We start from the raw sequence: 18,908 nt of genomic DNA, 5'->3' as shown, positions 1-18,908 counted from the left end.
GCCCGTGTTGCTCGGCGCGGTGACCGCCTCGGCGGCCGCGCTCGCGCCGCGCGCCGCTCCGGACGCGACCGCGCGCGGGCTCCTCGTCGCCGCGCGGGTCCTCGCGGGAGGCGCGGTCGGAGCGTGGCTCTGCGCGACGCTGCCGCTTCCGGCGCTCCTCTGCGCGCTCGCCTGGGCGCGCTGCCCGCGCCCGCTCGTCGAGCTCCTCGCGCTCGCGGCGCGGCAGGCGGCGTCCCTGTCCGCGGCGGCGGCCTCGGTGCGCGACGCCCAGCGCGCCCGGCTCGGGTACGCCGGGCTCGGGCGCGCGATCGACTCCGCCGGCCAGCTCGCGGGCGCGGTGACGAGCCGCGCGATGGATCGGGCCGCGGCGCTCGCCGACACGGTCGCGGTCCGCGGCGAGCCGCCGGTGGACGCGCTCCCGCCGCTCGCCGCGGGGGCCGCGGGAGGCGCCGCGCTCGTCTCCGCGATCGCGATCGCGCTCGTCGCCTGCGCGCTCTTCGGCGGAGGTCGGCCGTGGTGACGGCGCCGGCGCTCCATCTCGAGGCCGAGACGCTGGGACCGCGCGGCGCCCTCCCGGTGCTGCGCAACGTCCGCATCGTCGTGGCGCCCGGGGAGCGGGTGGCGCTGCTCGGCGGGAACGGCGCGGGGAAGACGTCGCTGCTCCGCGCGATCATGGGGCTCGCTACGGTCCGCGGACGCGTCGAGGTCCACGGCCGGCGCGTCCGGCGTCCCGCCGACGCCGTCGCCGCGGGAGCCGGGCTCCTCTTCCAGGACCCGGCCGATCAGCTCCTCGCGCCCACCGTCCTCGAGGACGCGATGATCGGCCCGCGCCACGCGGGAGTCCCGCGCGACGAGGCCCGCCGCCGCGCGGAGGAGGCCCTCGCGGCGGTCGGGATCGCCGGTCTCGGCGGCCGCGCCGTCGAGGCGCTCTCGACCGGCGAGCGGAAGCGGGCGGGGCTCGCGGGCGTCCTCGCGCTTCGCCCGTCCCTGCTGCTGCTCGACGAGCCGACCGCGGGCCTCGATCCCGCCTGCGAGCTCGCGGTGGCGCGCCTCCTCGACGAGGTCGCCCGGGCGCGCGGCGCCGCGCTCCTCGCGGCGACGCACGCGGTCGACGTCGCGCCGCTCTTCGCCGAGCGCGCCGTCGTGCTCGGGGAGGGGGGCGTCCTCGCCGACGCGCCGCTCCGTGACGTGCTCGCCGACGGCCCGCTGCTCGCGCGCGCGGGGCTCCGGTCGCCCTGGATCTCCCAGGTCTGGACCGCGCTGCGCGGCCCGGGTCGCGCTCCGCTCACCCTCGACGAGGTCTTCACGTGGAACGCACCGCGGTCCTGATCCTCGGCCATGGCAGCCGGGTCGCGCGCGCGAACGCCGAGTTCGAGGCGCTCGTCGGCGCCTTCCGTCGTCGCCGTCCCGACCTGGACGTCGGCCACGCCTACGTCGAGCTGGCGGCACCGCTCCTCGCCGACGCCCTCGCCGCGGCTGCGGCCCGCGCGGACCGCGTGGTGCTGCTGCCCATGTTCCTGCTCACGGCGGGACACCTGAAGGACGACGTCCCCGCGGCGCTGGCGGCGGCGCGCGCCGCGACCCCCCGCGTCCGGTTCGACGCAGCGGGTGCGCTCGGGGTGGTCAACCGGATGACGGAGCTCGTTCTCGCGCGCAGCGCGCAGCAGGTGCCGCTCCGCGGTCCCGAGGGCGCTCGCACCGCGCTCCTCGTGGTCGGTCGCGGCTCGAGCGACCCGGACGCCAACTCGGACCTGTGCAAGCTCACCCGCATCCTCGGCGAGCGGGCCGGCTTCGCCCGCGCCGAGCCCTGCTTCATCGCCGTGACGTCGCCGCTCTTCGAGCGCGCGGTCGAGGACCTCGCGAAGGTCCACGACGGGCCGATCCTGGTGCAGCCCTACTTCCTCTTCGAGGGGCTCCTCATGCAGCAGCTCGCGCGCGAGGTGGCGGCGTTCCGCTCCCGCCACCCCGGGCGCCGCGTGGCACTGGCGCCGCATCTCGGCCCCGACGCGCGCCTCGTCGACCTCCTCGAGGAGCGGCTCGCGGAGGTGCTGGGGCAGCGCGCGCGGCTGCCCTGCGACACCTGCCCGCGCTCCGCCGCATGACCGCCCACGCGAACGACCGCCCGGCCACGGCCGGGCTCCGGACCGGGTACACGACGGGCGCGTGCGCCGCCGCCGCCGCGCGCGCCGCGGCGCGATACCTGGTGCGCGGCACCGCGCCCCGCGAGATCGGGATCGTGCTGCCGAACGGACGCCCTGCGTCGTTCCCGGTGGCGCACGCCGAGATCATCGGCGCGGCCCGCCGGTGTGCGGTCGAGAAGGACGCGGGCGACGATCCGGACGTCACGCACGGTGCGTGGATCGTCGCCGACGTGGAGCCCGCGCCCGGCGGCGTCGAGATCCGCGGCGGGCCCGGCGTCGCGACCGTCACGCGGCCGGGCCTGGGGCTCGAGGTGGGCGCTCCGGCGATCAACCCGGTGCCGCGCCGGAACATCTCGGACATGGTGCGCGCGGAGCTGGCGGGGAGCGCCGTCGCCGGCGCGCGCGTCACCGTCTCGGTCCCGCGCGGCGAGGAGATCGCGCGCGGCACGATGAACGCGCGCCTCGGGCTCCTGGGCGGCATCTCCATTCTCGGGACGACCGGCGTGGTGCGCCCGTTCTCGACCGCGGCGTGGCAGGCCAGCGTCGCGGCGGCCATCGACGTCGCGCGCGCACGGGCGCTGGACACGCTCGTGCTCACGACCGGCGGCCGCACCGAGGCGCACGCGATGCGACTGCGCCCGGGGACTCCCGAGGCGGCGTTCATCCAGGTCGGCGACGCGGTGGGCGCCGCGCTGCGGCACGCCGCCCGGCGCGGGATCGCGCGGGTCGAGCTCGTCGCGATGGTCGGGAAGATGTCGAAGCTCGCCGCCGGGTCTTTCCAGATCCACGCCTCGCGGTCGGAGGTGGACCTCGGGTTCCTCGCCGCGGTCACCGCGGAGCTCGGCGCCGCCGCGGCGGTCCTCGCCGAGGTGGCCGCCGCGAACACCGCCCGCGAGGCGCTCGGCGCGTGGAGGCGGGCGGGGATCGAGACGGACGTCGCGGCGGCGCTGTGCCGGCGCGCCGCCGCGCGCTGCGCCGCTCACGCGCCGCCGCTCCACGTCCGGACGGAGCTGGTCGGGTTCGACGGAGCGGTGCTCGGGCGGGGCGCCGCGGAGGCGGAGCGATGAGCGAGCGGATCGTGGCGGCCGGCCGGCGCATCGAGGAGGAGAGCCTCGCGATCATCGACCGCGAGGCCGGCGCGCACGGCTTCCCACCCCGCGCGTGGCCGGTCGTGCGCCGCGTGATCCACGCGACGGCCGACTTCGAGTTCCAGCGAACGCTGGAGCTGCACCCGGACGCCGTGGAGGCGGGAGTCGCGGCGCTCCGGGCGCGCGCCGCGATCGTCGCGGACGTGCGCATGATCGCGGCCGGGCTCCCCCGGCTCGAGGTGCGTTGCCTCATCGGCGACGCGGAAGTCGCGGCGGCGGCGCGCGAGGGCGGGACCACGCGGGCGGCGGCGGCGATGCGGAAGGCCTCTCGCCTCGGGCTCCTCGACGGCGGCGTCGTGGCGATCGGGAACGCCCCGACCGCGCTCGCGGAGCTGCAGCGGCTCGTCGAGGCGGGGGTCGCCAGTCCCGCGCTCGTCGTGGCGGTGCCGGTGGGCTTCGTCGGGGCGGCGGAGTCGAAGGAGGCGGCGCGCTCGCTGCCCGTGCCGTGGATCGTGGCCCGCGGGCGCAAGGGCGGGACGCCGGTCGCGGTGGCCGTGCTGAACGCGCTCGCGATCCTCGCCGCGGAGGATGACGCGTGAGGCGTCCGGTCACGGTAGTCGGCATCGGCGCCGATGGCTGCGCGGGACTCTCGAGCCGCGCGGTCGGTGCGGTCGCCGTCGCGGACGTGCTCGCGGGCGGCGAGCGGCACCTCGCCGCGTTTCCACAGTTCCGCGGCGAGCGCGTGGTGCTCGGAAAGGAGCTCGCTCACGCCGTGGAGCGCATCGCGGCGCTCGCCGACGAGCACGCCGTGTGCGTCCTCGCCTCGGGCGACCCGCTCCTCTTCGGAGTCGGCGCGCGACTCGTCGACCGGCTCGGCGCGGAGCATGTCGAGATCCTGCCCCACCCGAGCTCGGTGCAGTGGGCCTTCGCGCGCGCCGGGCTCGCCTGGGACGACGCCGCGATCCTGTCGGTGCACGGCCGGCCCCTCGCCGGAGTCGCGGCGCGCGTGCGTCGCGCGCGCAAGGCGGCGCTCCTCACGGGGGGCGCCGCGACCCCCGCCGCGGTCGCGCGCCACCTCCTCCGGTACGGCGAGCGCGGGCTCGCCGCGTGGATCTGCGAGGACCTGGGCGGACCGGGCGAGCGGGTCCGCCGGTTGGCCTCGCTCGAAGACGCGGCCGCCTGCGAGGACGTCGGCGCCCTGGCCGTGCTGCTGCTCGCCCGGACGGACCCGGCGTGGCGCCCGCCCCCAGCGCTGCCGTTCCTCCCGGAGGACGCGCTCGACATGCGCCGCCCGCGCACCGGCCTCGTGACGAAGCGCGAGGTGAGAGCGCTCGCGCTCGCGGCGCTCGCGCTCCGGCCCGACGCGGTGGTGTGGGACGTCGGCGCGGGATCTGGCTCGATCGCCATCGAGGCGGCGTCGCTCGCTCCGGAGGGGCGGGTGTTCGCGATCGAGCGCGACCCGGAGTCGGCCGCGCACTGCCGCGCGAACGCTCGCCGTCACGGGATGGATCACGTCGCGGTGGTGGAGGGGGCGGCGCCGGCGGCGCTCGACGGGCTCGCGGCCCCGGACGCGGTCTTCGTGGGGGGCGGCGGGCGCGGGCTCCCGGCCATCGCCGCGGCCACGCTCGCCCGGCTCCGCCCAGGCGGCCGGGTCGTGATCGCCGCGGTGACGCTCGAGACGCTCGAGGACGCGCGCCGAGCGCTGGCGGGCGCCGGGATCGCACCCGAGGTGACGGCGGTCTCGGTCGCGCGCGGCGCGCCGCTCGCTGGGCGCACGCGGCTCGGTCCGCTCTCGCCGGTGTTCCTCGTGGCCGGGAGCATCCCCTTGGAGCCAGCTTGAGCGCGACCCTGTACGGCGTCGGCGTCGGTCCGGGCGCCCCCGACCTCCTCACCCTGCGCGCGGTCGCGGTGCTTCGCCGGGCGGCGGTGCTGGCCGCCCCCCGGCCCTCCGAAGGCGGCGCATCGCTCGCGCTCCGCACCGCGCGCGAGGCGACGGGCGAGGTGCCGGGACAGGAGACGCTCCCGCTCACCTTCCCGATGACCCGCGACCCCATCGCCCGGCGCGCCGCGCGCGATGCCGCCACGGGCGCCGTCCGCGCCCGGCTCGTGGCGGGGCGCGATGTCGCGTTCGTCACCGAGGGTGACCCGCTCCTGTACAGCACGTTCCTCGACGTGCTCGACGCCGCGACCGGCCTCGGCGCGCGCGTCGAGGTGGTCCCCGGCGTCTCGTCCATCACGGCGGTCGCCGCCGCCGCCCGCGTTCCGCTCGCCGACGGCGACGACCGGGTCGCGGTGCTCCCCGCGTCCCGCGCGCTCGAGGACCTCCCCCGGCTCGCGCGCGACTTCGAGACGCTGCTCCTGCTCAAGGCGGGGCGGCACCTCCCCGAGCTCCGCGTCGCGCTGTCGCGCGCGGGGTGCGCGGAGCGGGCGTGGGTCGTGGCCGAGGCGTCGAGGCCCGGCGAGCGGGTCGCGCCGCTCGCGGACATGGACGCGCTCCCGCACGGCTACTTCACCACGGTGCTCGTGCGGACGCGGGCGGGGGAGGGCGCGTGACCCGGCGCCTCGCCGTCCATGCCGTCACTCGCGGCGGCGCGGCGCTGGGCGCGCGCGTCGCCGGCGCGCTCGGCGGGGAGCTGCTCGTCGCGGAGCCGGTCGCGTCGGCGGCGCCGGGCGCGCGCACGTTCCCGCTGCCCATGCGCTCGGCGGTGGCCCGTGCCTTCGCCGAATACGACGGTCACGTGTTCGTGCTCGCGGTCGGCGCGACGGTTCGCCTCGTGGCGCCGCTCGTCGCGAGCAAGTGGACGGATCCCGCGGTGGTGTGCCTCGACGAGGCGGGCCGCTTCGCGGTGGCGCTCCTCTCCGGGCATGCGGGCGGCGCCAACGCGCTCGCAACGGAGGTCGCCCACGCCGTCGGCGCCGCGCCGGTGGTGACCACGGCCTCGGACGCGCGGGGCACGCTGCGCGTCGATCTGCTCGGGCGGGAGCTCGGCTGGACCCTGGAGGATCCGCGCGGCAACGCCACCCGGGCAGCGGCGGCGTTGGTGAACGGGGCGCCGGTGCTCGTGGTGGACGAGGCGGGCGGAGGCGCGTGGTGGCCCGCGGGCGCGCCGCTCCCCGCGAACATCGCGGTCGCGCCGTCGCTCGACGGCGCCGACGCGGCGCGGTGGGCGGCCATCGTCGCGATCACCGACCGCGTCATCCGCGACGAGGCGGTGCTCGCGAGGGCGGTGCTCTGGCGCCCGCGCACGCTCTCGGTGGGCGTGGGCTGCGATCGCGGCGCGTCGGCGGACGCCGTGTGGCGCGCGGTGCGCGACGTCCTCGAGGCGCACGGGCTCGCGCCCGCGTCGATCGGTGCGGTGGGCACGATCGACCTGAAGCGGGACGAGGCGGGGATCGTCGCGCTGGCGGCGCGGCTCGGGTGTCCGCTGCGCCTCTTCGACGCCGCCGCGCTCGAGGCGGCCGTCGGGATCGAGCGGCCGTCGGAGGTCGTCCGGAGGCATGTCGGGACGCGGGCCGTCGCCGAGCCAGCCGCGCTCCTCGCGGCGCGCGCCGCGCGGCTGCTCGTCCCGAAGCAGGTGCGGCGGGACGCGGACGAGGGCCAATCGGTGACGGTGGCGGTCGCGCGCGCCGCGCGGGAGGAGACGTGATGGGCATGGGATCGCTGTCGATCGTGGGGCTCGGGCCCGGGGCGCTCGACCAGCTGACCCCGGCGGCGCGCACCGCCGTCGAGGAGGCCGAGGTCGTCCTCGGCTACCGGACCTACCTCGATCTCGCCGCGCCGCTCCTCGCCGGAAAGGAGATCGTCGCCGGCCGGATGACCGGTGAGACGGAGCGGGCGCGCGAGGCGATCGCGCGCGCGCGGGCGGGGCGGCGCGTGGCGCTCGTGTCCTCGGGCCACCCCGGCGTGTACGGGATGGCGAGCCTGGTCCTCGAGATCCTGCGGGACGCGGGCTGGCGGCCCGGCGACGCGCCGGCCGTGACCATCGTCCCGGGCGTCACCGCGCTCGGCTCCTGCGCGGCGCTCGTGGGCGCGCCGCTCGGCCACGACTTCTGCGCGATCTCCCTCTCGGACCTCCTCACGCCGTGGGAGGTGATCGCGCGGCGGCTGGAGGCGGCGGCCGCCGCCGACTTCGTGATCGGGCTCTACAACCCGGCGAGCACCCGTCGTCGCCGCCCACTCGCGGAGGCCCACGCGCTGCTCGTGCGTCACCGCGGCCTGGCGACCCCGGCGGCGGTGGTGACGGACGCCTTCCGCGGCGGGCAGCGCGCGGTCGTCACCACGCTCGAGCGGCTGCTCGACGAGGAGATCGGCATGACCACCACCGTGATCGTGGGGTCGAGCCGGAGCTTCGCGTTCGAGGGGCTCCTCGTCACGCCCCGCGGTTACGCGGAGAAGTACGGCCGGGCGGGGGCGGGGCTCTCCGCCGAGGAGTCGCGATGACGGTGCACTTCGTGGGCGCGGGTCCGGGCGCGCCCGACCTCGTCACCGTCCGCGGCGCGGACCTGATCGCCCGCTGCCCGGTGGTGATCTTCGCGGGCTCTCTCGTCCCGCGCGTGGTCGTGGCGCGCGCCCGCCCGGACGCCCGCGTCCTCGACTCGGCGGGCATGACCCTGGACGAGATCCTCGCGGAGATGCGCGAGGCGCACGGGCGCGGCGAGGACGTCGCGCGGGTGCACACCGGCGACCCGCTCCTGTTCGGGTCGACCGCCGAGCAGATGCGCCGGCTCGACGCGCTCGGGATCCCGTACGAGGTCGTCCCGGGCGTATCGTCCTTCACTGCCGCCGCCGCCGCGCTTCGCCGCGAGCTCACCGTGCCCGGCGTCTCGCAGACGGTGATCCTCGCCCGCGCCGCCGGCCGGACGCCCGTGCCGGAGGGGCAGGACCTCGCGTCGCTCGCGAGTCACCGGGCGACGCTCGCGCTGTTCCTCTCCGCGCGGCGCCTCGACGAGGCGGTCGCCGCGCTCGCTCCGGCGTACGGCCGGGACTGCCCCGCCGCCATCGTTCACCGCGCGAGCTGGCCGGACGAGCGGGTCATCCGCGGCCGCCTGGGGGACCTCGCGGCGCTCGCTCGCGCGGAGGGCATCGACGCGACCGCGATGGTGCTGGTCGGCCCCGCGCTCGATGCCGAGGGCTTCCCGGCCTCGCGGCTCTACGCGCCGGAGTTCGGCCACGCGTTCCGCGCGGCGCGCACGGAGGGAGAGGGATGAGCGCGCCGCTCCGCATCGCGGTCACCGGCTCGGCCGGCTCCGGCAAGACGACGCTGGCGCGCGCGCTCGCGGCGCGGCTCGGGCTCTCCGTCGTGCCCGAGGAGACTCGCGCCTGGATCGACGGGGGCGGGCATCCGCTCCCAGGGCTCGCGCCCGGCGAGGCGAGGGCGGTCCTCCAGGAGCTCTGGCGGCAGCGGGTGGCCGCCGAGGGCGCCCACACGGAGTTCGTGGCCGACAACTGCAGCCTGGACCTCGCCGCCTACGCGCTCCACCACGGCTGCGCCTCGACGGGCGACCCCGGGACCGGGGCGCTCCTCGAGGCGTCGGCCGCGCACGCCGCCTCGTATGCCGCGATCCTGGTCCTGCCCTGGGGCGTTATCCCGTACGAGCGCGACGGGGTCCGGTCGGCGGAGCCGTATGTCGAGCTGCGATACCAGCTCGTGCTCGAGGGGCTCTTGAGGGCCCACGCCGTGCCCGCGCGCGTGCATCACCTGCCCCCCGGGCTCGACACCCCCGCAGCGCGGCTCGAGTGGGCGTGCGCGGTGGTCGGGCGCGAGCGTCCGCGCGGTGGGCGCGTCGATCTCGTCGGCGCCGGCCCAGGCGATCCCGGCCTCCTCACCGTTCGCGCGCGGGAGCTCCTCCGTGCGGCGGACGTCGTGGCGTACGACGAGCTCGTGCCTCGGGCGCTCCTCGCGCTCGCGCCGCCCGGCGCGGAGCGCCTCCCGGTCGGCCGCCGGTGTCACGGGCGCACCCGGGGGCCGCTGCGGCTCCACCCGGACATCCTCGAGCGCGCTCGTGCGGGGAAGCGCGTCGTGCGGCTCAAGGCAGGCGATCCCTTCGTGTTCGGCCGCGGGGGCGAGGAGGCCGAGGAGCTCGCGGCGGCGGGGGTGCCGTTCGAGGTCGTCCCCGGCGTGTCCGCCGCGCTCGGTGCCGCCGCCGCGGCGCGGATCCCCCTCACGCACCGGGAGGTCAGCTCGGACGTGACCTTCGCGACCGGCCACGACCTCACCCGCTCGGAGGCGCCCGCGCGGACGGACTGGAGGAGGCTCGCCGGGAGCGGAACGCTCGTGCTGTACATGGCCTCGCGCTCGCTGGGCCCGAACCTCGCGCGTCTCGTCGAGAGCGGCCGCCCCGCGACCACGCCGGCCGCCTGGATCTCGGCGGCGACGTGGCCGGAGCAGGAGGTGGTGGTGGGGACGCTCGCCGACCTCGCGGCGCGCGTCGGCCTGCGCGGCGGGGGTGCGCCCGCGCTCGTCGTCGTGGGCGAGGTGGTGACGATCCGGGAGCGGCTCCTCGCGCTCGTGTCCGCCGGGGAGGCCGCGTGACCGGCGCGACCCGCGGGATCCTCGTCGTCTACACCGGCGACGGGAAGGGCAAGACCACCGCCGCGCTCGGGATGGCCTTCCGCGCGCTGGGCCGAAGGCTGCCCGTCGTGGTCTTGCAGTTCGTGAAGGGCCGCTGGAAGACGGGCGAGCGGCTCCTCGCGGAGCGGCTCCCTGGGCTCGAGCTCCTCACGCTCGGCGAGGGGTTCACCTGGAAGGGAGACGACCCGGAGGTGCACGCGCGCGCCGCGCGGGCTGCATGGGCGCGGGCGCGGGAGCTCGTCGCGGCGGGCCGGCACCGGATCGTCGTCCTCGACGAGCTCACGCACGTCTTGAACCACGGGTACGTGAGCTGCGACGAGGTCCTCGCGGCGATGGCGGCGCGCCCGGTCGAGACGACGGTCGTCGTGACCGGCCGCGACGCGCCGTCGTCGCTCGTGGACGCGGCGGACCTGGTGACCGAGATGCGGGCGGTGAAGCACCCCTTCGCGCGGGGCGTGAGGGCGATCGCCGGGGTGGACTTCTGATGACGGCGCCCTTCGAGATCCCGCGGCTCGTCCTCGGAGCGGCGTCGAGCGGCTCCGGCAAGACCACGCTCGCGGTCGCGCTCCTCGCCGCGCTGCGCGGCCGCGGGCTGCGCGTCGCCGCGTTCAAGTGCGGCCCGGACTACCTCGACCTGGGCTACCACGCGCGCGCGGCGGGCGCGCCCTCCCACAACCTCGACGGCTGGATGATGGGGCGGGACGGGGTGCTGGCCACGTTCGCCAGCGCCGTGCGCGGCGCGGACGTGGCGATCGTCGAGGGGGTCATGGGGCTCCACGACGGCGCGTCGCCCGCCTCCGACGCGGGCTCGACCGCGGAGATCGCCCGGTGGCTGGAGGCGCCCGTCGCGATCGTGCTCGACGCCTCCGGGATGGCGCGGACGGCGGCCGCGGTCGCCGGCGGCCTCGCCGGCTTCGATCCGCGGCTCCGGGTCGCGGCGCTCGTGTGCAACCGCGTGGGGAGCCGCGGGCATCTCGAGCTCTTGCGCGAGGCCGTCGCGGCGCCGCCGGTCGTGGGCGGCCTCCCCGCCCGCGCGGACCTCGCGTTCCCGGAGCGCCACCTCGGGCTCGTCACCGCGTCGCGCCGGGTGCTCCCCGACGACCGCGTCGCCGCCTGGGCGCGGCTCGCGGAGGAGTGGCTCGATGTCGACGCGCTGCTCGCAGCCGCCCGGGCGGCCCCGCCGCTCGCGCTGCCGGACCCGGCGCCGAGCCCGCGGGTGGCGTCGCGCTGCCGGATCGGGGTCGCGCACGACGAGGCGTTTCACTTCTACTACGAGGACAACCTCGCCCGCCTCGAGGCGCTCGGCGCGACGCTCGTCCGCTTCTCGCCGCTCCACGACGCGGGTCTCCCGGACGTCGACGGGCTGTACCTGGGCGGCGGCTACCCCGAGGAGCACGCGCCCGCGCTCGCCGCGAACGTCGGGATGCTCCGCGACGTCCGCGCGCTGGCGGCGTCCGGCCGGCCCGTGTACGCAGAGTGCGGCGGGCTGATGGCGCTCGCCGCCGCGATCAGGACCCGCGACGGGCGCGTGCACGCGGGCGTCGGGCTCCTCCCGGGGACCGCCATCGTGCACGAGCGGCTCCAGGCGCTCGGCTACGTCGAGGTGACCACGCGCGCGCCGTCGCTCGCGGGCCCCGCCGGCGCGCGCTTCCGCGGTCACCAGTTCCGCTACTCCGAGCTCGCGGGGGTGCCCGACGCCGTGCCGCGGGTCTACGCCGTCGCGCGCCGCCGCGGCGAGCCGCTCCTGGAGGGCTACGCGCCGGCACCCAACGTCCTCGCCTCGTACGTCCACGCGCATTGGGCGTCGTGCCCGGCCGTGGCGGAGGCGCTCGTCGGCGCCTGCGCCGCGACGCGGGGGGGCGCGCGATGACCGCCGTCCTCGCGCGGGCCGGCGCCCCGGCGCTCGACGGTCGCTGGCTCGTGGTCCGCCTTCCTGGGCCGCACGCGGTCCTCTCCTGGGCGATCGTGAACGGCGGGCGCCGGATCGCGAGCGCGGTCGCCTGGCGCGAGGTGCACGACGGGGAGCTGCGGCCGCCCGTGGATGCCGCGCGGTTCCTCTCCACGCAGCTCGCCGAGGCGGACCTCGCCGACGCGGTCGGCCTCCTCACCAGCGCGGCGCTCTCGCGGCACGTCGTCTGTGAGCGGCGCGCGGGCGAGGTCGCGGCGCGGTGCGTGGCCACGGTGGGGCTCGGGAACGCGCTCCGCGCCGGCGACCCTCCCGGTCCCTCCGGGCGCATCGGGACGATCAACGTGCTGTGTCAGGTCGGAGTGCCGCTCTCCGAGGAGGCGCTGCTGGAGGCGCTCTCCCTCGCCGCCGAGGCGCGCACGCTCGCGGTGCGCGAGGCGGGCGTCGCGAGCCAGATGAGCGGCGCGCCTGCGAGCGGCACCGGCACCGACTGCATCGTGATCGCCGCTCCGGAGCGGCCGAACGGGGCGCGGTACGCCGGGAAGCACACGGCGCTCGGCTACGTGGTCGGCGCGGCGGTGCACGACGCGGTGGCGCGCGGCGCGGCGGCGTGGCTCTCGGAGCGGGCTCGATGAGCGCGGCGGAGATCGTCCTCGTGGGTGGTGGGGTCCGCTCCGGGAAGAGCGCGTTCGCGCTTCACCTCGCGCGCGGGCTCGGCGCTCGCCGGGTCTTCGTGGCGACCGCGCAGGCGTTCGATCGCGAGATGGAGGAGCGGATCGCCGCGCACCACGCGGAGCGCGGCGGCGCGTTCCTCACGGTGGAGGAGCCGCTCGACCTCGCGGGCGCGCTCGAGCGCGCCGACGCCGACGTGGTCGTCGTCGACTGCCTCACGCTCTGGATCTCCAACCTGCTCCTGCGCGGCGACGGCGCCGCCGCCGTCGCGGCGCAGGTCGAGGCCGTCGCCGGGGTGCTGGCGCGCCGCCGCGTGCACGCGGTGCTCGTCACGAACGAGGTGGGCATGGGCGTCGTGCCGGAGAGCGCCCTCGGGCGCGCGTTCCGCGACGCGGCCGGCCGCGCTCACCAGCGGCTCGCCCGCGACGCCGACCGCATCTATCTCGCGACCCTCGGGTGCGTCCTGCGCCTCCGCCCCGGCCCCCTCACCCTCATCCACCCGGAGACCCCACCATGACCTCGCTCGAGACCACCTGCGCCGCGATCCCCCTGCCCGACTCGGCCGCCGCCGCCGCCGTGCAACGCCGGCTCGACGGCAAGACCAAGCCGCGCGGAAGCCTCGGGCGCCTGGAGGAGATCGCCTGCGCGCTCGCCGCGATCCAGGGCACCGCCACGCCGCGCGCGGCCGTGAAGGCGGTGGTGGTGATGGCCGGCGACCACGGGGTCGCCGCCGAGGGCGTCTCGGCGTACCCCCAGGAGGTGACCGCGCAGATGGTCGCCAACTTCGCTGCCGGCGGCGCGGCGATCAACGTGCTCGCGCGGCACGCCGGCGCCAGGGTGATCGTCGTGGACATGGGCGTGAAGCTCCCCATCCCCGGGCTCGCGGGCGTGCGCGACCGGCGCATCGGGGCGGGCACGCGCAACCTGGCGCGCGGCCCGGCGATGACCCGCGAGGAGGCGGCCAGGGCGGTCGAGGCCGGGATCGGCGTCGCTCGCGAGCTCGCCGACGAGGGCGTGCACGTGCTCGGGATCGGGGAGATGGGCATCGGCAACACCACGCCGGCGAGCGCGCTCACCGCTGCGTTCACGGGCCTCCCCGCGGCCGAGGTCACCGGGCGTGGCACCGGGATCGACGACGCCACTCACGCACACAAGGTCGACGTCGTGAATCGCGCGCTCGCGGTGAACCGTCCCGATCCGTCCGACCCGCTCGGCACGCTCGCCGCGCTGGGCGGGTTCGAGATCGCCGGGCTCGCCGGGGTGGTCCTCGGCGCGGCCGCGCGCCGCGTGCCCGTGGTGACGGACGGGTTCATCGCGAGCGCCGCCGCCCTCGCCGCCGCGCGCCTCGCGCCGCGCGCCGCGGACGCGGTGCTCGCGTCGCACCGCTCCGTGGAGGCGGGCCACCGCGCCGTGCTGCGCGCGCTCGGCAAGGAGCCGCTCCTCGCTCTCGACCTGCGGCTCGGCGAGGGGACTGGCGCGGCGCTCGCGTTCCACGTCATCGAGGCCGCCGCCCGCGTGCTCGACGAGATGGCGACGTTCGAGGGCGCGGGCGTCACCGACGCGGGGCGCTGACGAATGTCGCCCGGGCTCCACGCAGCGTCGGTCCTCGCCGGCGCCCTCACGCTCGACCTCGTCATCGGCGAGTTCCCGGCGCGCCTGCACCCGGTCGTCTGGATGGGGTGGGCGATCTCGGCGCTCGAGCGGCGCGCCCCCGTAGCCGGTCGCGCCGGGCCGCTGGCATACGGCGCGGTGATGGCGCTCGCGCTGCCGGCGCTCTTCGCTGGCGGCGCCCTGCTCCTCTGCCTGGCTGCGCGACCGTGGCCGGCGCTCTCGATCGCGGTGGAGGCGATGCTGCTCAAGTCGAGCTTCGCGGTGCGCGCCCTCGGCGACGCGGCGGGCGCGGTGTCGCGCGCGCTCGGGCGGGGCGCGCTCGACGAGGCGCGCGCGGCGCTGCGGGCGCTCTGCAGCCGGGACCCGGACCGCCTGGACGCGCCGCTCGTGGCGGCGGCGGCGGTGGAGTCCGTGGCGGAGAACGCGTCCGACAGCGCGGTCGCGCCGCTCCTCTTCTGGGCGGTCCTCGGCGTCCCCGGCGCGGTCGCGTACCGCGCGGTGAACACGCTCGACGCGCGGGTCGGGTACCGCGGGCGGCACGAGTGGCTCGGCAAGGCCTCAGCCCGGCTCGACGATCTCCTGAACCTCGTCCCTGCGCGCGTCACCGCCGCGCTCCTCCTCGTCGCGGGGCTCGCCTGCGGCGCCGACGCGCGGCGCGGGCTGGCGGTGCTCCTGCGCGACGGCGCCCGGACCGAGAGCCCGAACGCCGGGCGCCCGATGGCGGCGATGGCCGGCCTGCTCGGCGTCGAGCTCGAGAAGGTCGGGCAGTACCGGCTCGGCGATCCGATCCGGCCGGTCACCGCGGAAACCATCTCGGCGGCGTGGCGGATCGCCTTGCTCGCGGCGGTCGCCGCCGCGGCGGTCGGGGTCGCGCTCGCCGCGGCGACGGGGGGATGGCGTGAGCTCGCCTGACCGGCCCCGCGTCCACGGCGGCCCCGTCGCCGCCGAGCTCGCCGCGCTCGGTCTCGCGGCCGCCGACGTGATCGACTTCAGCGTGAACGTGAACCCGTACGGCCCTGCGCCGGCCGTCGCGGCGGCGGCGCGGGGCGCGGACGTCTCGCGCTACCCTGAGCCTCGGGCCGAGACGGTCCGGGCGGCCCTCGCCGCGCGGTGGCGGGTCGAGCCGGGCGGCGTCCTGTTCGCGCACGGCGCGGCGGAGCTCCTGTGGGATCTCGCCCGCCACGTCGCGCGCGCGGGCAGGCGAGCGCTGGTCGTCGAGCCCGCGTTCTCGGAGTTCCGCGCGGGCGTCGCGGCTGCCGGCGGCGACGCGATCGAGTGGTCGCCCGACCCGGCGCGTGGGCTCTCGGTGGACTTCGAGGCGGTGTCCGAGCGGCTCGCGTCCTCGGGCGCCGCCGCCGCCTACCTCGCCTCGCCGACGAGCCCCGCCGGCGCCGCCGTGCCCTCCGCCGACGTCGCGCGCCTCGCGCGCGCACACCCCCACGTCCTCTTCGTCCTCGACGAGTCGTTCCTCGCGCTCTCCGACCGGCACGCCGAGGCGGACGTCACGCTCCCCCTCAACGTCGCGCGCGTCCGCTCCCTCACCAAGGAGCACGCCATCCCGGGTCTGCGAGTGGGGTATCTCCTCGCCGACCCCGGGCTCATCGCCGCCCTCGACGCAGCGCGCCCGACCTGGTCGACGAGCGCCCCCGCGCAGGCCGCCGCGCTCGCCGCGCTCGGCGAGGAACCGTTCGTGGCGGCGAGCCGGGCCCGGCTCTCGGTCGACCGGGAGGCGCTCCGCCAGGGCCTCGCCCGGCTCGGCCTCGAGGCGCCGCCCTCCGTCGCGCCCTACCTCGTGTTCCGCGCCGGCGACGGCGCCGCGTTGCGCCGGCGGCTGCTCGCGCGACGCGTGCTGGTGCGGGACTGCACGTCGTTCGGCCTCCCCGGCTTCGTCCGCGTCGCGGCGCGGCCCGCCCAAGACCGCGAGGTGTTCCTCGCCTCGCTCGAGAAGGAGCTGTCATGACCGCCGCCGTCATCATGGTGCAGGGGACAGCCTCGTCGGTCGGCAAGAGTCTCGTCGTCACCGGCCTGTGCCGGCTGTTCCGGCGGGCGGGCCTGCGCGTCGCGCCCTTCAAGGCCCAGAACATGGCCCTCAACTCCGCCGTGACCGTGGACGGCGGCGAGATCGGACGCGCCCAGGCGGTGCAGGCGGAGGCGGCCGGCATCGACGCCGCCGTCGACATGAACCCGATCCTGCTCAAGCCCGAGGGGGACTCCCGCTCGCAGGTGATCGTGCTCGGCAGTCCATCGGGGAGCATGAGCGCCGCCGACTATCACGCCCGGAAGCCCGAGCTGCGGGCCGTGGTGCGCGAGGCGCTCGCGCGGCTCCGCCTCCAGGTCGACCTCGTCGTGATCGAGGGCGCCGGGAGCCCCGCAGAGGTGAACCTGAAGGAACGCGACATCGTCAACATGGACGTCGCGAAGGCGGCCGGCGCGCGGGTGCTCCTCGTGGGCGACATCGATCGGGGCGGCGTCCTGGCGGCCTTCGTCGGGACGCTGATGCTCCTCGAGCCCGACGAGCGCGCGCTCGTGGGCGGCTTCCTCGTGAACAAGTTCCGGGGCGACCTCAGGCTCCTCGAGCCGGGGCTCGCGTTCCTGCGCGAGCGGACGGGCGTGCCGGTCGCGGGCGTGCTCCCGTACCTGCGCGGGCTGCGGATCTCGGAGGAGGACTCGGTCTCGCTCGACCATCGCTGGCGGACCCGACGGGCCGCGCCGGGCGAGCTGGAGATCGCGATCGTGCGGCTCCCGCGCATCTCGAACTACGACGAGTTCGACGCGCTCGAGCACGAGCCGGGCGTGGTGGTGCGCTACGTCGATCGGCCGGAGGAGCTGCGCGGCGCGGATCTCGTGATCGTTCCGGGATCGAAGAGCACCGCGGCGGACCTGCGCTGGGTCCGCGAGAGCGGCGTCGCGCCGGCGCTCCGGGAGCGCGCTGCGCGAGGCGAGCCGGTCCTCGCGGTGTGCGGTGGCTGCCAGATGCTCGGCGACGCGCTGCTCGACCCGGATGGCGTGGAGTCGGATGAGGCCGAGGTGGCCGGGCTCGGGATCCTTCCGATCGTGACTCGCTTCCGGCGGCAGAAGACGACCGCGCGCGTGCGCGCGCACGCGGCCGCCAGGCTGCTCGCCCCCGCCGGCGGCGGCGAGGTGCGCGGGTACGAGATCCACATGGGAGAGGTCGAGCGGCTCTCCGGAGCGCCGGCGCTTCGGCTCGTCGCGCGGAACGGGGCGGCGTGCGATGCGGAGGACGGGGCGGTGTCGGCGGACGGCGCCGTCGTCGGGACGCTCGTCCACGGCGTGCTCGAGGACGACGCAGTGCGCGCGGCGCTGCTCGCGCGGCTCCGCGACCGGCGGAGCCTCGCCGCGCCCGCGGGCCCGCTCATCCCCAGCCGCGATGCGGAGTACGACCGGCTCGCCGACGCGCTCGCCACACACCTCGACTGGGAGCTCCTCTGCGGGCTCGCGGGCGTCAGGGTCGCCCGGCCGGCGGCGGTGGGCGCGTGAGCCGGCTCGCGGTCGCGCTCGCGTTTCTGACGCGGCTCCCGGCGCCGGTGCGGGCGGAGGCGGGCGCGCGCGAGGTGGGGCGCGCGATGCTGTTCTTCCCCGCGGTGGGCGCCGCGCTCGGCGCGGTCCTCGCTGCCGCCGGCCTCCTCCTCGTCCGCGCGCTGCCGCCGCCTCTCGCGGCGATCCTCGTCGTCGCGCTCGGGACCGCGATGACGGGCGCGCTTCACCTGGACGGCCTCGCCGACACCGCCGATGGGCTCGGAGGCGGAAGGAACGCGGAGGACGCGCTGCGGATCATGCGCGATCACGCGGTGGGCGCCTACGGCGCCGCGGCGCTCGTCCTCGCGCTGCTCGTGAAGGTGGCCGCGATCGCGGCACTCCTCAGTCGGCCCGGCGCCGCCGCATGGCTCCCGCTCGCGGGCGCGCTGTCGCGCTGGGTGCTCGTGCCTGTCGCCCGCCTCGCGCCGAGTGCGCGGCCCGACGGGCTCGGGGCCTCGGTGGCGGCGCACGTCGGCCCGCCCGAGGTGGCCGGCGCGACGGCGCTCGCGCTCGGCGTCGCGCTCGGCCTCGCGGGAGTCCGGGGCGCGGTGGCGTGGGCGACGGTCGCGCTCGCCGGCGCCGCGTTCGCCGGGTTTTGCCGTCGCCGCATCGGCGGGATGACCGGCGACACGCTGGGGGCCACGGGCGAGCTCGCCGAGGCGCTCGTGCTCGTGCTCGGCGTGGGGCTGGCGGCGCCGTGATAGCCCCGCGGCCGAGCGGCGCGACGCGCGTCATCCTCGTGCGGCACGGCGAGGCGGCGATCGAGCCGGGGCGGATCTGCGGGCGGCTCGATCCGCCGCTCTCGGCGGCGGGAAGGGCGCGGATCCGCCGGGTGGCGCGCTGGCTCCGCGAGATCGAGGTCGCGGCGGTGTGCGCGAGCCCGGCGCGGCGTGCAATGCAGACGGCGCGGCTCCTCGCCGCCGGCCGCTCGCTCGGGATCGAGCAGGTGCCGGGACTCCGGGAGGTGGACTTCGGCGCGTTCGAGGGGCTCACCTGGGAGGAGGCACGAGCGCGCGACCCGGAGACCTGCGCCGCCTGGCTCGCGCGCCCGCACGAGGTCACGTTCCCCGGCGGAGACGGGTTCCCGGGCATTTCGGCTCGTGCCCTCGAGGCGATGGCCGCTCTCCGCGCGAAGCACCCCGGCGAGACGGTGCTGGTGGTCGCCCATGCCGGCGTGAACCGGGCAATCCTGGCGGACGCGCTCGGGATGGAGGCCGCGGAGTCGTTCCGCATCGATCAGGTGCCCGGCGCCGTGAACCTGCTCGACTGGTTCGAGAGCGGCGCCGTCGTTCGGCTCGTCAACGGGGGTCCCGGCCGCGCTGGTCCGGACCCGGCCCCCCGGCCCCCGGTTCCCGGGGCGCGCTAGGAGGTATCGCCGCCG

Annotated in this window: 21 protein-coding genes; all 21 read left to right on the top strand. The window is 77.6% G+C overall.

What is annotated here, in order from left to right; translation table 11 throughout:
* The coding region (locus MNY60_RS15385) for a CbiQ family ECF transporter T component (protein WP_277957032.1) at positions 1-520 on the top strand (520 nt) is incomplete at its 5' end.
* The gene (locus tag MNY60_RS15380; protein ID WP_242339032.1) at positions 514-1,329 is read left to right on the top strand and encodes an energy-coupling factor ABC transporter ATP-binding protein; all 816 of its coding nucleotides are present in this window, start codon (positions 514-516) and stop codon (positions 1,327-1,329) included. The genes MNY60_RS15385 and MNY60_RS15380, both read left to right, overlap by 7 nt.
* Positions 1,308-2,102, top strand: a complete 795-nt coding sequence (locus MNY60_RS15375; RefSeq protein ID WP_242339030.1) for a sirohydrochlorin chelatase — start codon at positions 1,308-1,310, stop codon at positions 2,100-2,102. Before MNY60_RS15380 ends, MNY60_RS15375 begins: the two co-directional genes overlap by 22 nt.
* On the top strand, positions 2,099-3,208 hold the full coding sequence (locus tag MNY60_RS15370) for a cobalt-precorrin-5B (C(1))-methyltransferase (RefSeq protein WP_242339029.1): 1,110 nt from the start codon (positions 2,099-2,101) through the stop codon (positions 3,206-3,208). Before MNY60_RS15375 ends, MNY60_RS15370 begins: the two co-directional genes overlap by 4 nt.
* Positions 3,205-3,828: a precorrin-8X methylmutase gene (locus tag MNY60_RS15365; RefSeq protein WP_242339027.1), complete on the top strand. Its 624-nt coding sequence runs from the start codon at positions 3,205-3,207 to the stop codon at positions 3,826-3,828. The genes MNY60_RS15370 and MNY60_RS15365 overlap by 4 nt, the downstream gene beginning before the upstream one ends.
* Positions 3,825-5,069, top strand: a complete 1,245-nt coding sequence (gene cbiE / locus MNY60_RS24330; protein WP_242339025.1) for a precorrin-6y C5,15-methyltransferase (decarboxylating) subunit CbiE — start codon at positions 3,825-3,827, stop codon at positions 5,067-5,069. Before MNY60_RS15365 ends, cbiE begins: the two co-directional genes overlap by 4 nt.
* Positions 5,066-5,782, top strand: a complete 717-nt coding sequence (gene cobI, locus MNY60_RS15355; protein ID WP_242339023.1) for a precorrin-2 C(20)-methyltransferase — start codon at positions 5,066-5,068, stop codon at positions 5,780-5,782. The genes cbiE and cobI overlap by 4 nt, the downstream gene beginning before the upstream one ends.
* The gene (locus MNY60_RS15350; protein ID WP_242339021.1) at positions 5,779-6,876 is read left to right on the top strand and encodes a cobalt-precorrin 5A hydrolase; all 1,098 of its coding nucleotides are present in this window, start codon (positions 5,779-5,781) and stop codon (positions 6,874-6,876) included. The genes cobI and MNY60_RS15350 overlap by 4 nt, the downstream gene beginning before the upstream one ends.
* Positions 6,876-7,670 carry a precorrin-3B C(17)-methyltransferase gene (cobJ, locus tag MNY60_RS15345; protein WP_242339019.1) on the top strand — a complete coding sequence of 265 codons (795 nt, stop codon included), beginning with the start codon at positions 6,876-6,878 and terminating at the stop codon, positions 7,668-7,670. Before MNY60_RS15350 ends, cobJ begins: the two co-directional genes overlap by 1 nt.
* Entirely contained in the window at positions 7,667-8,437 is a 771-nt protein-coding gene (gene cobM / locus MNY60_RS15340; protein ID WP_242339017.1) for a precorrin-4 C(11)-methyltransferase, read from the top strand. Before cobJ ends, cobM begins: the two co-directional genes overlap by 4 nt.
* Positions 8,434-9,762, top strand: coding sequence for a uroporphyrinogen-III C-methyltransferase (cobA, locus tag MNY60_RS15335; RefSeq protein WP_242339015.1), 1,329 nt, complete (start codon positions 8,434-8,436; stop codon positions 9,760-9,762). Before cobM ends, cobA begins: the two co-directional genes overlap by 4 nt.
* Positions 9,759-10,286, top strand: a complete 528-nt coding sequence (cobO, locus tag MNY60_RS15330; protein WP_242339014.1) for a cob(I)yrinic acid a,c-diamide adenosyltransferase — start codon at positions 9,759-9,761, stop codon at positions 10,284-10,286. The genes cobA and cobO overlap by 4 nt, the downstream gene beginning before the upstream one ends.
* Entirely contained in the window at positions 10,286-11,671 is a 1,386-nt protein-coding gene (locus tag MNY60_RS15325; RefSeq protein WP_242339012.1) for a cobyrinate a,c-diamide synthase, read from the top strand. The genes cobO and MNY60_RS15325 overlap by 1 nt, the downstream gene beginning before the upstream one ends.
* Positions 11,668-12,342, top strand: coding sequence for an adenosylcobinamide amidohydrolase (locus tag MNY60_RS15320; RefSeq protein WP_242339010.1), 675 nt, complete (start codon positions 11,668-11,670; stop codon positions 12,340-12,342). Before MNY60_RS15325 ends, MNY60_RS15320 begins: the two co-directional genes overlap by 4 nt.
* Entirely contained in the window at positions 12,339-12,896 is a 558-nt protein-coding gene (cobU, locus tag MNY60_RS15315; protein ID WP_242339008.1) for a bifunctional adenosylcobinamide kinase/adenosylcobinamide-phosphate guanylyltransferase, read from the top strand. Before MNY60_RS15320 ends, cobU begins: the two co-directional genes overlap by 4 nt.
* Positions 12,893-13,951: a nicotinate-nucleotide--dimethylbenzimidazole phosphoribosyltransferase gene (gene cobT, locus MNY60_RS15310; RefSeq protein ID WP_242339006.1), complete on the top strand. Its 1,059-nt coding sequence runs from the start codon at positions 12,893-12,895 to the stop codon at positions 13,949-13,951. Before cobU ends, cobT begins: the two co-directional genes overlap by 4 nt.
* 3 nt (positions 13,952-13,954) lie before the next feature.
* Entirely contained in the window at positions 13,955-14,902 is a 948-nt protein-coding gene (gene cbiB, locus MNY60_RS15305; RefSeq protein WP_242339004.1) for an adenosylcobinamide-phosphate synthase CbiB, read from the top strand.
* Positions 14,889-15,950 carry an aminotransferase class I/II-fold pyridoxal phosphate-dependent enzyme gene (locus tag MNY60_RS15300; protein ID WP_242339002.1) on the top strand — a complete coding sequence of 354 codons (1,062 nt, stop codon included), beginning with the start codon at positions 14,889-14,891 and terminating at the stop codon, positions 15,948-15,950. Before cbiB ends, MNY60_RS15300 begins: the two co-directional genes overlap by 14 nt.
* A complete protein-coding gene (locus tag MNY60_RS15295) occupies positions 15,947-17,488 on the top strand; it encodes a cobyric acid synthase (protein ID WP_242338999.1) in 1,542 nt (513 codons plus the stop codon). The genes MNY60_RS15300 and MNY60_RS15295 overlap by 4 nt, the downstream gene beginning before the upstream one ends.
* Complete coding sequence (cobS, locus tag MNY60_RS15290; RefSeq protein WP_242338997.1) at positions 17,485-18,228, top strand: adenosylcobinamide-GDP ribazoletransferase; 744 nt, start codon at positions 17,485-17,487, stop codon at positions 18,226-18,228. The genes MNY60_RS15295 and cobS overlap by 4 nt, the downstream gene beginning before the upstream one ends.
* On the top strand, positions 18,225-18,893 hold the full coding sequence (locus tag MNY60_RS15285; RefSeq protein WP_242338995.1) for a histidine phosphatase family protein: 669 nt from the start codon (positions 18,225-18,227) through the stop codon (positions 18,891-18,893). Before cobS ends, MNY60_RS15285 begins: the two co-directional genes overlap by 4 nt.
* Positions 18,894-18,908 lie beyond the last annotated feature (15 nt).

The sequence above is a fragment of the Anaeromyxobacter sp. SG17 genome (assembly GCF_022690695.1).
GTDB classification, from domain to species: Bacteria; Myxococcota; Myxococcia; order Myxococcales; family Anaeromyxobacteraceae; genus Anaeromyxobacter; species Anaeromyxobacter soli.
The sequence above is the reverse complement of the archived record's forward strand: the minus strand, read 5'-3'. Positions and strand labels throughout refer to the sequence as shown.

Coding starts and splice junctions, on each gene's coding strand:
- MNY60_RS15370 (WP_242339029.1), top strand. CDS start 2,099: ATGACCGCCCACGCGAACGACCGCCCGGCCACGGCCGGGCTCCGGACC.
- MNY60_RS15365 (WP_242339027.1), top strand. CDS start 3,205: ATGAGCGAGCGGATCGTGGCGGCCGGCCGGCGCATCGAGGAGGAGAGC.
- cobJ (WP_242339019.1), top strand. CDS start 6,876: ATGGGCATGGGATCGCTGTCGATCGTGGGGCTCGGGCCCGGGGCGCTC.
- cobM (WP_242339017.1), top strand. CDS start 7,667: ATGACGGTGCACTTCGTGGGCGCGGGTCCGGGCGCGCCCGACCTCGTC.
- cobA (WP_242339015.1), top strand. CDS start 8,434: ATGAGCGCGCCGCTCCGCATCGCGGTCACCGGCTCGGCCGGCTCCGGC.
- MNY60_RS15325 (WP_242339012.1), top strand. CDS start 10,286: ATGACGGCGCCCTTCGAGATCCCGCGGCTCGTCCTCGGAGCGGCGTCG.
- MNY60_RS15320 (WP_242339010.1), top strand. CDS start 11,668: ATGACCGCCGTCCTCGCGCGGGCCGGCGCCCCGGCGCTCGACGGTCGC.
- cobU (WP_242339008.1), top strand. CDS start 12,339: ATGAGCGCGGCGGAGATCGTCCTCGTGGGTGGTGGGGTCCGCTCCGGG.
- cobT (WP_242339006.1), top strand. CDS start 12,893: ATGACCTCGCTCGAGACCACCTGCGCCGCGATCCCCCTGCCCGACTCG.
- cbiB (WP_242339004.1), top strand. CDS start 13,955: ATGTCGCCCGGGCTCCACGCAGCGTCGGTCCTCGCCGGCGCCCTCACG.
- MNY60_RS15295 (WP_242338999.1), top strand. CDS start 15,947: ATGACCGCCGCCGTCATCATGGTGCAGGGGACAGCCTCGTCGGTCGGC.